Source organism: Burkholderia sp. APQ4-4ca, assembly GCF_057837105.1.
Window position 1 is genome coordinate 1 of sequence record NZ_JBYQCG010000157.1, and the last position, 13075, is coordinate 13075.

At 68.0% G+C, this 13075-nt stretch carries 10 protein-coding genes; 8 read left to right on the forward strand and 2 right to left on the reverse strand.

Annotation, left to right across the window (positions count from 1 at the left end; all coding sequences use genetic code 11):
* The 3 genes from AC3IFE_RS18715 to AC3IFE_RS18725 form a co-directional block, all read left to right on the forward strand.
* A partial coding sequence (locus AC3IFE_RS18715; RefSeq protein WP_489191521.1) for a TonB-dependent receptor domain-containing protein occupies window positions 1-375 on the forward strand: 375 nt, incomplete at its 5' end.
* Between the two features lie 221 nt (window positions 376-596).
* Entirely contained in the window at window positions 597-1691 is a 1095-nt protein-coding gene (locus tag AC3IFE_RS18720) for a triacylglycerol lipase (RefSeq protein WP_489191522.1), read from the forward strand.
* A gap of 3 nt (window positions 1692-1694) precedes the next feature.
* Window positions 1695-2729: a lipase secretion chaperone gene (locus AC3IFE_RS18725; RefSeq protein WP_489191523.1), complete on the forward strand. Its 1035-nt coding sequence runs from the start codon at window positions 1695-1697 to the stop codon at window positions 2727-2729.
* A gap of 30 nt (window positions 2730-2759) precedes the next feature.
* On the opposite strand, the gene pdxR is transcribed toward AC3IFE_RS18725, so the two are convergent.
* Entirely contained in the window at window positions 2760-4283 is a 1524-nt protein-coding gene (pdxR, locus tag AC3IFE_RS18730) for a MocR-like pyridoxine biosynthesis transcription factor PdxR (protein ID WP_489191524.1), read from the reverse strand.
* A gap of 108 nt (window positions 4284-4391) precedes the next feature.
* On the opposite strand from pdxR, the gene AC3IFE_RS18735 reads away from it, so the two are divergent.
* The 5 genes from AC3IFE_RS18735 to AC3IFE_RS18755 all read left to right on the forward strand — a co-directional run bounded on the left by AC3IFE_RS18735 (window position 4392) and on the right by AC3IFE_RS18755 (window position 10653).
* On the forward strand, window positions 4392-5501 hold the full coding sequence (locus AC3IFE_RS18735) for an ABC transporter ATP-binding protein (RefSeq protein ID WP_489191526.1): 1110 nt from the start codon (window positions 4392-4394) through the stop codon (window positions 5499-5501).
* A 76-nt stretch (window positions 5502-5577) separates the two neighbouring features.
* A complete protein-coding gene (locus AC3IFE_RS18740) occupies window positions 5578-6624 on the forward strand; it encodes an ABC transporter substrate-binding protein (RefSeq protein WP_489191527.1) in 1047 nt (348 codons plus the stop codon).
* Between the two features lie 111 nt (window positions 6625-6735).
* Window positions 6736-7992: an ABC transporter permease gene (locus AC3IFE_RS18745; RefSeq protein WP_179233492.1), complete on the forward strand. Its 1257-nt coding sequence runs from the start codon at window positions 6736-6738 to the stop codon at window positions 7990-7992.
* A gap of 37 nt (window positions 7993-8029) precedes the next feature.
* Entirely contained in the window at window positions 8030-8866 is an 837-nt protein-coding gene (locus AC3IFE_RS18750) for an ABC transporter permease (protein WP_089469455.1), read from the forward strand.
* A gap of 368 nt (window positions 8867-9234) precedes the next feature.
* Complete coding sequence (locus AC3IFE_RS18755; RefSeq protein ID WP_089469456.1) at window positions 9235-10653, forward strand: MFS transporter; 1419 nt, start codon at window positions 9235-9237, stop codon at window positions 10651-10653.
* A 64-nt stretch (window positions 10654-10717) separates the two neighbouring features.
* On the opposite strand, the gene AC3IFE_RS18760 is transcribed toward AC3IFE_RS18755, so the two are convergent.
* A complete protein-coding gene (locus AC3IFE_RS18760) occupies window positions 10718-12451 on the reverse strand; it encodes a S53 family peptidase (RefSeq protein WP_489191529.1) in 1734 nt (577 codons plus the stop codon).
* Between the last annotated feature and the right edge of the window lie 624 nt (window positions 12452-13075).

The window sequence follows — 13075 nt, forward strand, 5'->3', positions numbered from 1 at the left end:
AACGTGGCGAGCGGCGATCCGCTGCCGCAAATGCCGCCGCTCGAAGCGCGCATCGGGCTCGAATACACGCGCGGCGCGTGGTCGGCTGGCAGCCTGTGGCGCATCGTTGCGCCGCAGCATCGCTATGCGATGAACGAGGGCAACGTGGTCGGCAAGGACTTCGGCCCAAGCGCCGGATTCGGCGTGCTGTCGCTGCATACGCAGTACAACGTCGGCAAGACCGTACAGATCTCGGTCGGCGTCGACAACGTGCTGAACAGGGCCTACACCGAGCATTTGAATCTCGCCGGCAATGCCGGTTTCGGCTATCCGGCGAACGCGCCGGTCATGGAGCCGGGGCGTACCGCATGGGTGCGCGTGAGCGCGAAGCTGTAGCCCGCAACGCGCGTGTGCGTCGCAGCATCCGCATGCCTGAACGCCGCACCGCCCGAACGGGCGGCGCGCGTCAACCGATTAGAGAACCGTATCTAGTCGAGGCTCAAACGTTCGCCAGTCGTGCTTCACTCCCGCATTCGACCCGCGCGGTGCGCGCAATGCGGCGTGCGTGTCGATCCGGTGTCATTCGCACCGGCAGCACAATAATCAGGAGAACATGCATGGCCAGATCGATGCGTTCCAGGGTAATGGCAGGGGCAGTGGCATGCGCGATGAGCGTCGCGCCGTTCGCGGCGACGACCGCGGTGACGACGCTCGCGACGACGCACACGGCGATGGCGGCAACCGCGCCCGCCGACGACTATGCGGCGACGCGCTATCCGATCATTCTCGTGCACGGGCTGACCGGCACCGACAAGTATGCGGGCGTACTCGAGTACTGGTACGGCATCCAGGAAGACCTGCAGCAGCATGGCGCGACCGTCTACGTCGCGAACCTGTCGGGCTTCCAGCGCGACGACGGCCCGAACGGGCGCGGCGAACAGCTGCTCGCTTACGTGAAGACGGTGCTCGCCGCGACCGGCGCGACCAAGGTCAATCTCGTCGGTCACAGCCAGGGCGGGCTGACGTCGCGCTATGTCGCGGCCGTCGCGCCCGATCTCGTCGCGTCGGTGACGACGATCGGCACGCCGCATCGCGGCTCCGAGTTCGCCGACTTCGTGCAGAGCGTGCTCGCGTACGATCCGACCGGGTTGTCGTCGACGGTGATCGCCGCATTCGTCAATGTGTTCGGGATCCTGACGAGCAGCAGCCACAACACGAATCAGGACGCGCTCGCGTCGCTGAAGACGCTGACGACCGCGCAGGCCGCCATCTACAACCAGAACTATCCGAGCGCGGGCCTCGGCGCGCCAGGAAGCTGCCAGACCGGCGCGCCCACGGAAACCGTCGGCGGCAACACGCATCTGCTGTATTCGTGGGCCGGCACGGCGGTGCAGCCGACGCTTTCCGTGCTCGGCGTGACGGGCGCGACGGACACGAGCACGATTCCGGTCGTCGATCCGGCAAACGCGCTCGACTTGTCGACACTCGCGCTGCTCGGAACGGGCACGGTGATGATCAACCGCGGCTCGGGCCAGAACGACGGGCTCGTGTCGAAGTGCAGTGCGCTGTACGGCAAGGTGCTGAGCACGACCTACAAATGGAACCATCTCGACGAGATCAACCAGTTGCTCGGCGTGCGCGGCGCGTATGCGGAAGATCCGGTCGCGGTGATCCGCACGCATGCGAACCGGTTGAAACTCGCGGGCGTGTGATCGATGACGGCACGTGAAGGGCGCGTGCCGCTGGCGCGGCGCGCCGCGATCTATGGTGTCGTCGGGCTGGCGGCGATTGCCGGCGTCGCGATGTGGAGCGGTGCGGGATCGCATCGCGGCACGGGCGCCGCGGGTGACGCGCCGGATGCGGCCGCGGTGGGCGGCGTGGCGGCCGCCGCGCCGCACCCAGCGGTGCCGGCGAGTGCAGGCCTGCCGCCGTCGCTCGCCGGTTCAAGCGCGCCGCGGTTGCCGCTCGATGCGGGCGGCCATCTCGCGAAGTCGCGCGCGGTGCGCGATTTCTTCGACTATTGCCTGACCGCGCAGAGCGACCTGAGCGCGGCCGCGCTCGATGCGTTCGTCGTACGCGAGATCGCCGCGCAGCTCGACGGCACGGTCGCGCAGGCCGAGGCGCTCGACGTGTGGCACCGGTATCGCGCGTATCTCGACGCGCTCGCCCAATTACCCGACGCCGGCGCGGTCGACAAGTCCGACCTCGGCGCGTTGCAACTCGCGCTCGACCAGCGCGCATCGATCGCGTACCGCACGCTCGGCGACTGGAGCCAGCCGTTCTTCGGCGCGGAGCAGTGGCGGCAGCGCTACGACCTCGCACGATTGAAGATCGTTCAGGATCGCTCACTGACGGACGCGCAGAAGGCGGAGCGGCTCGCGGCGCTCGAGCAGCAGATGCCGGCCGACGAACGCGCGGCGCAGCAGCGGGTGGACCGGCAGCGCGCCGCGATCGACCAGATCGCGCAATTGCAGAAGAGCGGCGCGACGCCCGACGCGATGCGCGCGCAACTGACGCAGACGCTCGGCCCTGCGGCCGCCGCGCGCGTCGCGCAGATGCAGCAGGACGATGCGTCGTGGCAGAGCCGTTACGCGGACTACGCGGCGCAGCGTGCGCAGATCGAGTCGGCCGGCCTGTCGCCGCAGGATCGGGACGCGCAGATTGCCGCGCTGCGGCAGCGTGTGTTCACGAAGCCCGGCGAAGCCGTGCGCGCAGCGTCGCTCGATCGTGGCGCGGGCAGCGCGCATTGACGAACCGGGTGCCGCCGCGTGCGGCAGGCTTCACGCCGCGCGCGTGACGTTCCGCGGCAGGTGTTGCTCGATGGTATCGGCGAGCGTGTCGAACGCGGGGCGAATGCCTTCGTGCGCGACGCAGGCATAGCCGAGCAGCAAACCCTGCCGCGCGGTATCGAGGTTGCTGTAGTAGCTGGTGAGCGGGCGCACGATCACGCCCGCGTCGAATGCGCTCTGCGTGACCGCGCGATCGTCGCAAGCGTCGGGCAGGCCGAGCACCAGATGCAGGCCGGCCTCGTCGCCCATCACCGGCAGCGCGTCGCCGAAGCGCGCGCGGATCGCGTCGATCATCAGTTGCCGGCGCTCGCCGTACAGCGTGCGCATTCGTCTGACGTGCGAAGTGAGGTGGCCGTCCATGATGAATTCGGCGAGCACGGCCTGCTGCATCAGCTGGCCTTCCCGATACAGCTCCGACAGCCCGGTGCGGAAGGTGTCGACCAGATGCTCGGGCACGACCATGTAGCCCATCCGCAACCCCGGGAACAGCATCTTGCCGAGACTGCCGACGTAGATCACGCGGCCTCCCTCGTCGAGCCCCTGCAGCGACGCGAGCGGGCGGCTGCCGTAACGGAATTCGCTGTCGTAGTCGTCCTCGATGATCCAGCAGCGATGCTGGCGCGCATATTCGAGCAGCATGCGGCGCCGCGCGAGGCTCATCACCATCCCGAGCGGGTACTGATGCGACGGCGTGACGAGCACGAGCCGCGGCGGATGCTGCATGTCGCTCGCGCGCGGATCCAGCCCTTCCTGGTCGACCGGCACCGGCGCGAGCGTGAGGCCGGCCGCCTGCAGCACGCTGCGCACGCCCCAGTAGCACGGTTCCTCGACCCACGCGCGATCGCCGATGTCGGACAGCAGCCGCACGGCGAGATCGATCGACTGATGGATGCCGGTCGTGATGATCACCTGGTCCGGCGAGCATTTGACCGAGCGCGCGACGCGCAGGTAATCCGCGAGCGCGCGCCGCAGCGGCCGGTAGCCGCCGCCCGGCGCATAGGTCAGCAGCTCCGGATTGGCCTCCTTCCACAGTCGCGCCTGCAGGCGGCTCCACGTGCGGCTCGGGAATTCCGACACGTCCGGCACGCCCGGCATGAACGCCCCCCACTGGCGCCGCGACACGCCCGCATGCTCGACCAGTTGCCGCCCGCGCATCGACAGGCTGCCCTGCGCGTCGGGCGGCGGCGGTTCATCGAAGGTTGACGACGGCGGCGCGGCGCCCGGCACGCGGATCGCGGCGGCGTCCGGCCGCGTGTCGGCCACGTAGGTGCCGCTGCCGGTCGTCGTCAGCACGTAGCCTTCGGCCGTCAGCTGGTCGTACACGTGCAGCACGGTATTGCGCGCGATCGACAGGTCGCCCGCGAGCGTACGCGAACTCGGGAGCTTCGTGCCCGGCCCCAATTCCCCGGTCAGGATGGCCTGCTGCATCAGTTGCAGCAGTTGCCGGTACATCGGTTCGGGCGAGTTGCGGTCCACTCGGGCGGACAGCCAGTCGGCGAGGATCACGGTATCCAAAGTGGTCCTACTAGGAATATTGAAATGGTTCCCTAGTATAGAACCGTGCGGGCCGTATAGTGGCTCGCATCTCAAAATCAATTGTCGCGGAACCAGGGGATAGCCACGATGAAGTCCGATGATGTGATCGTCAGCTTTCGCGGCGTGCGGAAGACCTACGACGGCGAGACGCTCGTCGTCAAATCGCTCGACCTCGACATCCACCGCGGGGAATTCCTGACGCTGCTCGGGCCGTCCGGCTCGGGCAAGACGACTTGCCTGATGATGCTGGCCGGCTTCGAATTCCCGACCGGCGGCGAGATCCGCCTCGACGGCGAACTGCTGAACACCGTGCCGCCGCACAAGCGCAACATCGGCATGGTGTTCCAGAACTACGCGCTGTTTCCGCACCTGACGGTCGAGCAGAACGTCGCGTATCCGCTGACGGTGCGCAAGCTGCCGGCCGCCGAGCGCGCGGAGCGCGTCGCGCACGCGCTGAAGATGGTGCAGATGGAGCGCTTCGCGAAACGCTATCCGGCGCAGCTGTCGGGCGGCCAGCAGCAGCGCATCGCGCTGGCCCGCGCGCTCGTGTTCGAGCCGAAGCTGGTGCTGATGGACGAGCCGCTCGGCGCGCTCGACAAGCAGTTGCGCGAACACATGCAATACGAACTGAAGGCGCTGCACGAAAAGCTCGGCGTGACCTTCGTGTACGTGACGCACGACCAGGGCGAGGCGCTGACGATGTCCGATCGCGTCGCCGTGTTCGACAAGGGCATCGTGCAGCAGCTCGACACCGTCGACCGCCTGTACGAATCGCCGTGCAACGAATTCGTTGCGAACTTCATCGGCGACAGCAACCGGCTGCGCGGCACCATCGCGCGCGTGGACGGCGAATTCTGCGAGTTCCGGCTCGACGACGGCACGAAGCTCGTCGGCCGCCATATCGGCGAAGCCGCCGAGGGCACATCGGCCGTCGCGTGCATCCGCCCCGAGCGCATGAGCCTCGCCGCGCACGGCATGAATGGCTCGAACGGCACGAATGGCGCCGCCAATTGCGTGAGCGGCGAGGCGCGCAGCCTCATCTATTTCGGCGATCACGTGCGCATGCGCTGCGCACTGCCGGGCCAGGACGAATGCTTCGTGAAGGTGCCGCTCGGCACCGGCGCGCTGGATGCGTTCTCGCCCGGTGCGCCGGTTTCGCTTGCATTCTCGCCCGAACACCTGCGCGTGTTCGCGTGAGCATGGCTCACCCGGTTTTCCGCAGCACGTCGTCAACAACAAAGCCCACTTCCACCACGAGAGGAGAGGAACCATCATGAAACGAGCAAGCCTTACCGCGCGTCGCACGGCGCTCGCGCTGGCCCTGGTCGCGTTCGGCGCATCGGCCGCCGCTGCCGAGCTCACGGTCGTCAACTTCGGCGGCGCGAACGGCGACGCGCAGAAGGTCGCGTTCAACCAGCCGTTCGAGAAGGCGACCGGCAACAAGGTCACGGCCGTCGAATACAACGGCGAGCAGGCGAAGGTGAAGGCGATGGTCGAGGCGAAGCACGTCAACTGGGACGTGGTCGAAGTCGAATCGGGCGACCTGAACCGCGGCTGCGACGAAGGGCTGTACGAGAAGCTCGACTGGTCGAAGATCGCGAAGAAATCCGACCTGATTCCGGAAGCGCCGCAGGTGTGCGGCGTCGGCTTCTTCGTGTGGTCGACCGCACTGTCGTACAACGCGGACAAGCTGAAGTCGGCGCCGACCGGCTGGGCCGATTTCTGGAACGTGAAGAAATTCCCCGGCAAGCGCGGGATGCGCAAGGGCGCGCGCTACAACCTCGAATTCGCGCTGATGGCCGACGGCGTCGCGACGAAGGACGTCTACAAGGTGCTCGGCACGAAGGCCGGCCAGGATCGCGCGTTCAAGAAGCTCGACGAGCTGAAGCCGTACATCCAGTGGTGGGAAGCGGGTGCGCAGCCGCCGCAGTTCCTCGTCGCCGGCGACGTCGTGATGTCGACCGCGTACAACGGCCGCATCGACGCCGCGCAGAAGGAAGGCAAGAACCTGAAGGTCGTGTGGAACGGCAGCATCTACGATCTCGACTACTGGGCGATTCCGAAGGGCTCGCCGAACAAGGCGCTGGCCGAGCAGTACATCGCGTACACGCTGACGCCGAAGCCGCAGCAGGCGTATGCGCAGCACATCGCGTACGGCCCGGCGAACGTCGCGGCGATCAAGTCGCTCGACGCGAAGACGCTCGCGAACCTGCCGAACTCGCCGGCCAACGGCAAGAACGCGGTACTGGAGGACATCGGCTTCTGGACCGACCACAGCGACGAGCTCGAACAGCGCTTCGCCGCGTGGGCAACGAAGTAAGCGGTCGGGCATCCTCACGGGTGTCGTGATGCAACCGGCCGCGCGACGCGTCGATCGCGTCGCGCGGCATTCCGCCGGAACGTGCCCGGCCGGAGAGAACCATTGAACACGATGACGATCGCGCCTTCCTCGCCGTCGACCGCCGCGCTCAAGCGCGAGCTGAAGGCTGCCGAGTCCCGCAAGCGCACGATGGCGCTGCTGCTGATCGCGCCGCTCGCGATTTTCCTGCTGCTGATTTTCGTCGTGCCGATCGGCACGCTGCTCACGCGCGCGGTGCAGAACCCGGAGATCGCGACCGCGTTGCCGAACACGATCGCCGCGTTGTCGGGCTGGGACCGCAAGACGCCGCCGGCGGACGCCGCGTATGTCGCGCTCGCGGCCGACATGACGAAGGTGGCCGACAGCGAGGCGATGGGCGCGCTCGCACGGCGCCTGAACACCGAGATTCCCGGCTATCGCTCGCTCGTCGCGAAGACGGCGCGCGCGATGCCGCTGAAGGGCGACGGCGACGCGGCGCCGACGCCCGCGCAGACCCGCGCGAAATTCATCGATCTCGATGCGCGCTGGGGCGACGTCGCGTACTGGCAGGCGATCGCGAAGAACGGCAGCCAGGTGTCGCCGTTCTACCTGCTCGCCGCGCTCGACCACAAGCAGGACGGCTTCGGCCACATCGTGCAGGCCGATCCCGACCAGTCGATCTACCTCGCGATCTTCGGGCGCACGTTCGTGATCGGCGTGGCCGTCACACTGTTCGCGCTGCTGCTCGGCTATCCGCTCGCATACTGGATCTCGACGCTGTCGGAGCGGCGCGCCAACCTCGTGATGATCCTCGTGCTGATTCCGTTCTGGACGTCGGTGCTCGTGCGCGTCGCCGCGTGGATCGTGCTGCTGCAGAGCGAAGGGCTGATCAATACGGCGCTGATCGGCAGCGGGCTGATCTCGCACCCGCTCTCGCTGCTGTTCAACCGCGTCGGCGTGTACATCTCGATGACGCACATCCTGCTGCCGTTCATGATCCTGCCGCTCTACAGCGTGATGAAGTCGATTCCGCCGACCTACCAGCGCGCGGCGGTGTCGCTCGGCAGCCATCCGTTCGCCGCGTTCTGGCGCGTGTACGTGCCGCAGACCTATCCGGGCGTCGGCGCGGGCGCGCTGCTCGTGTTCATCCTCGCGATCGGCTACTACATCACGCCCGCGCTGCTCGGCGGGCCGAACGACCAGATGGTCAGCTACTACGTCGCGTACTTCACGAACGTGACGATCAACTGGGGCATGGCGTGTGCGCTCGGCGGGCTGCTGCTCGCGGCGACGCTCGTGCTGTATGCGGTGTACGGGCGCTTCACGCGCACCAACGTGAGCCTCGGCTGAGCGCCGGGCACAGGGAAACGGGAAGGGGATGCCGACCATGAAACTCGCCAGGCCGCTGTTCGCGCCGCACATGTCGTTCGTCGAGCGCGCGTGGTACGTCGCGCTGCGCGTGCTCGTCGTGCTGACGCTGCTGTACCTGATCCTGCCGGTGCTCGCGATCGTGCCGCTGTCGTTCTCGTCGAGCACGTTCCTCGTGTATCCGATCCCGGGTTTCTCGATGCGCTGGTACGAGAACCTGATCGCATCGGACGAGTGGCGGATGGCCGCGAAGAACAGCTTCATCGTCGCGCCGTCGGCGACTGTCGTCGCGACCGTGCTCGGCACGCTCGCGGCCATCGGCCTGACGAAAGCTGACTTCCGCGGCAAGGGGCTGCTGATGGCCGTGCTGCTGTCGCCGATGATCGTGCCCGTCGTCGTGGTCGGCGTCGGCATGTATCTGTTCTTCGCGCCGCTCGGGCTCGCGAATACCTACACGGGGCTGATCGCCGCGCACGCGGCGCTTGGCGTGCCGTTCGTCGTGACGACGGTGGCCGCGACGCTGCAGGGCTTCAACCAGAACCTCGTGCGCGCGAGCCTGTCGCTCGGCGCGAACCCGGTCACGACGTTCTTCCGCGTGACGCTGCCGGTGATCGCGCCGGGCGTGATGTCGGGCGCGCTGTTCGCATTCGCGACGTCGTTCGACGAAGTGGTCGTCACGCTGTTTCTCGCGGGCGCCGACCAGACGACGCTGCCGCGCCAGATGTTCACGGGCATCCGCGAGAACATCAGCCCGACGATCGCTGCGCTCGCAACGATCCTGATCATCTTCTCGACGAGCCTGCTGCTCGCGCTCGAATGGCTGCGCGGCCGCAATGCGCGGCGTGCGGTGACCTGACCTGACGTGGTGGCGCGACGGCGGCGCGCGCATGCCACGCATCGGCGCATTGCCGATGCGTGATGTCGCCGGCAGACGCGGCCGGGCCGGCCCCCAGCGCCGACACGACGAAGCGGGACGCGAGCTCGAACGGCCGCCCGGCAGCCGCCGGATCGTCGATCGTTGTGCGCATCGACGATGCCGGGCGCAAGGCACGGCATCTCGCCAGCTTTCGTTTCGCTGACTGACGCGGCGGCCGCCTGCAGGTTTGATGCGGCTCTGCAACAATACGGATCGCGGCAACGCGCGCGCCGGTCTTGCCGTCCGGCACGCCGCCGCCGCGCCGCTCAATCCGCGACGCCGCGCGTCGCTCGTCAGCCGAGCCCATCTTGTCCGAATTCGCTTCCCCCGCCGGCGCGCACGAGCCGGCCGTCAACTGGCGCGCGATGTCCGCCGTGCTGCTGGCCGTCGCGCTCGCGACGCTCGACACCGCGATCGCGAACACCGCGCTGCCCGCCATCGCCGCCGACCTGCATGCGTCGCCGGCCGCCTCCGTGTGGATCATCAACGCGTATCAGCTCGCGATGGTCGCGACGCTGCTGCCGTTCGCGTCGCTCGGCGACATCGTCGGCCACAAGCGCGTGTATGTCGCCGGGCTGGCGGTGTTCACGCTGGCGTCGCTCGGCTGTTCGCTCGCATCGACGCTGCCGATGCTGACCGCCGCGCGCATCGTGCAGGGCTTCGGCGCGAGCGCGATCATGAGCGTCAACGTCGCGCTGATCCGCGGCCTGTTCCCGGCGCACCGGCTCGGGCGCGGCGTCGGCTTCAACGCGCTCGTCGTTGGCGTGTCGTTCGCGGTGGGGCCGACGATCGCGTCGCTGATCCTGTCGGTGGCCGCGTGGCCGTGGCTGTTCGCGGTGAACGTGCCGCTCGGCGTATTCGCGCTGGCCGTGGCGATTCCTTCGCTGCCGCAGACGGCGCGCGGCAAGCATGTATTCGATCCGGTGGCTGCGCTGTTCAACGTGATCACGTTCGCGTCGCTGATCTTCGCGCTCGGCGAATTCGCGCAGCGCGGGCCGCTCTCGGTCGTGTGCACTGCCGCCGCGGTGGCGTTCACGTTCGGCTGGCTGCTGATCCGCCGGCAGGCCGGCCATCCGGCGCCGATGCTGCCGGTCGACCTGTTCCGCCGGCCCGTGTTCACGCTGTCCGCGCTGACGGCCGTGTGCGCGTTCGCCGCGCAGGGGCTCGCGTTCGTGTCGCTGCCGTTCTATTTCGAAACCGTCCTGCATCGCAGCGCGGTCGAGACGGGTTTTCTGATGACGCCGTGGTCGGCGATCGTCGCGCTCGCCGCGCCGATCGCGGGGCGGCTGTCGGATCGTTATCCGCCCGGGCTGCTCGGCGCGATCGGGCTCGCGTTGCTGAGTGCGGGGATGGTGTCGCTCGCCGCGCTGCCGGTGTCGCCGGGTGTCGTCGACATCGGCTGGCGGATGATGCTGTGCGGCGCGGGCTTCGGCTTCTTCCAGTCGCCGAACCTGAAAGCACTGATGTCGAGCGCGCCGCCCGAACGCAGCGGCGGCGCGAGCGGGATCATCGCGACCGCGCGGCTGATCGGGCAGGCGACGGGCGCGGCGCTGGTTGCACTGTCGTTCGGGATCGCGGGCCGCCACGGGCCGACGCTGGCGTTGATGCTCGGTGCGGGTTTCGCGGGCGCGGCGAGCGTCGCGAGCGGGCTGCGGCTGTTCGCGCCGTCGCATCGGGCCGGCGCGCCGGTCGTGTCGGAGCCGGTGAAGGAACCGGCGGCGGAGTAGGGCGCGGCACGGTCGCGACCGGCGCACGGCACACCCTCGCCGCGCGCCAGCTTTCATGCATCGCTCAGAACCCGCCCGACTTGATCAGCTGGTTGAGGTTCGCGATGTTCAGGCTGCCGAAGCCGGTCGTCAGATCCCAGCCGGTGCCGGCGGTATAGCCGTACCCCTGATAGCCGTTGTTGCCCGACACGACGTCATAGCGCACGAGCGACGGATGCGACGGAATGTCCGCATAGAAGTTGCCGGCCGGGAAGCCGAGGCCCGTGCCGTTCGCCGCGAGCAGCCGTGCCCAGAAGCCCGTGAAGATCGGCGCGGCGAGGCTCGTGCCGCCGATCTGCTGCAGCTGGCCGTAGTTGTAGATGTACGCGCCCGTGCTTTGCGCGGCATCGAACGCGACGTCCGGCAACCGGCGATTGCTGCCCGACTGCCACGACGGCGCGGGCAGGATCGTGCTGACACCGCCGCCCGTCGCCCACAGCTTGCCGTTCGAATCGAGTCCTTCGTTCCACACCGTCTCGTTCGAGAACGCGCCGGCCGACGTCGTGTAGAGCGTCGTGCCGCCGATCGCGAGCACGTGCGGCGACGCAGCCGGCCACGACACCGTGTAGTTCGAGCCGTCCGGGTAGCCGCGGTTGTTGCACTCGTACACGCCTTCGTCGCCCGACGATACCGAGAACGTCTGGCCCTGCGCGGCTGCCGTCGTGAAGATCTGCTCTTCGGCGTCGATCGTGCCGTCCGCGTTCGCGTCGGTTTCGCACCAGCCGAGCGACACGTTGATCACTTTCGCGGTGTCGTCCGACACCGCGCGGTTGAACGCCTGCGTGAGGCCCGTGTTGCCGGCGGCGTTCAGGTCCGCCATGTAGAACACCAGCTTGCCGACCTGGCCGCCGGCCGAGCCGACGATCGACTGGCTGTCGAGATCCCATTCGCCCTGGCCGTCCTGGTCGTCGCTGTAGCTGCCGCCCGTGCCGTTGGTCTTGACGGTCTGCGTCGTGACCGTGCCGTAGCCGTTGCTCGACGTGAACTGCTTCAGGTCCTGCAGCGTCTGCGATACGCCGCCGATCGTGATGATGCCGACGGTCACGCCGGCGGCGGTCGGCACGCCGGTCGCGTTGTAGAGGCCCGGGAATTCCTTCGGATAGTGGCCTGTCGCCGTGCCGGCCGCGAGCGCCTGCGGCTTCGCCACGTTGCCGATGCGCAGCATCGGCCGCGCCCGCGCGACACTTTGCAGCCCGAGCACCGAGCCGACGACGTCGCCGAGCGCACGCGGCACTTGCGCGGTCGACGTGTTGGCGAAGCCCGAGCGGCCCGCATAGTCGAAGTGCACGAGCGACGTGTTGAACGCGGCCTTCACCGTGCCGGCCGTGCCGCTGGCCGAGATCAGCAGCCGGTTCGGCGCGACCTCGACGTTCGTGAAGCCGCTCTTGTGCAGATAATTGACGACCGACTTCACCTGCGCGTCGGTCGGCGCGTAGTTCGCGAGGAACTGCTCGTGCGTCAGGTACTGGCGGTAATGCGCGCTGCCGGGCCGGTTCACGTCGCGCGCCAGTTGCTTGAGCTGCGCGGCGTTGCGCAGCTTCAGGCTGACGACGACATTGGTCGTTTCACCGGCTGCCAGTTCGCGCGACGGCGCCGCACTGCGCGCCATCAACTGCGGGCCGGTCAGAAAGGCCTTCGTATGAGTATCGACCCAATCCGTCGTCGCGTGCGCCGCTGCGGCGGCGAACACGAGCGGTGCCACGCACGCGAGGCGGCGGGGCGACGGAAGGGGAAGGGCAAACCAGGCGTTCCTTTTCATCGGGAGTCCTTTTTAGGAGAGGCGACGTTACTGGAACCCCGGCCCTTGTGGGGCCGCGAGCGGTGACGAGCGTAGGGCGTCGGTGCCGTTCGGGTAGCTGCCATTTTCCATAGCTGTCAGTTCTGACAACGGGGCGCATGACTGCGCGCGCAGCGCCGTTCACGCGGGCAATGACGGGCCCGGTGGGCGGAACCGGTTCGCGGCACGACGGCGCGGCAACGCGCGTCGCTCACACGCACGAGTCGTTCGTTGCAGCGCCGGAATGTGCGTGGCCGTAGACGAGAGCGCGACGTGGATGCATGGCGTTTGCGTGTCAATGGCGGCACGCCGTATCGCACTATGTGGTCATTGGAAGCGACTCGTCAGGAACCGCTTCGCGCAGGCACAAAAATGGGGCCAGCCGAACCCGAACGTTTCCCGAACTGTGGAACAGCGCGGCGGCCAGTCTTGCAGGCTGCTTTCGGATCGCGAGCCGCAATTGCGGATTAGAGGAAATATTCGAATGTAATGGGTGGAACCCCTTGCTGTTCGGGAGGGAACGAAGCTGCCGTTACGTGGCCGGGCGGGTACGGTCGCAATGAAATCGGTAGCGCTCACCTACGTCCGATTTCCGCCGTTGCTCCA

Bases quoted from the DNA above. Each gene is read 5' to 3' on its own strand.
- AC3IFE_RS18750 (WP_089469455.1), top strand. From the start codon at position 8,030: ATGAAACTCGCCAGGCCGCTGTTCGCGCCGCACATGTCGTTCGTCGAG.
- AC3IFE_RS18760 (WP_489191529.1), bottom strand. From the start codon at position 12,451: ATGAAAAGGAACGCCTGGTTTGCCCTTCCCCTTCCGTCGCCCCGCCGC.
- AC3IFE_RS18740 (WP_489191527.1), top strand. From the start codon at position 5,578: ATGAAACGAGCAAGCCTTACCGCGCGTCGCACGGCGCTCGCGCTGGCC.
- AC3IFE_RS18745 (WP_179233492.1), top strand. From the start codon at position 6,736: ATGACGATCGCGCCTTCCTCGCCGTCGACCGCCGCGCTCAAGCGCGAG.
- AC3IFE_RS18725 (WP_489191523.1), top strand. From the start codon at position 1,695: ATGACGGCACGTGAAGGGCGCGTGCCGCTGGCGCGGCGCGCCGCGATC.
- AC3IFE_RS18735 (WP_489191526.1), top strand. From the start codon at position 4,392: ATGAAGTCCGATGATGTGATCGTCAGCTTTCGCGGCGTGCGGAAGACC.
- AC3IFE_RS18720 (WP_489191522.1), top strand. From the start codon at position 597: ATGGCCAGATCGATGCGTTCCAGGGTAATGGCAGGGGCAGTGGCATGC.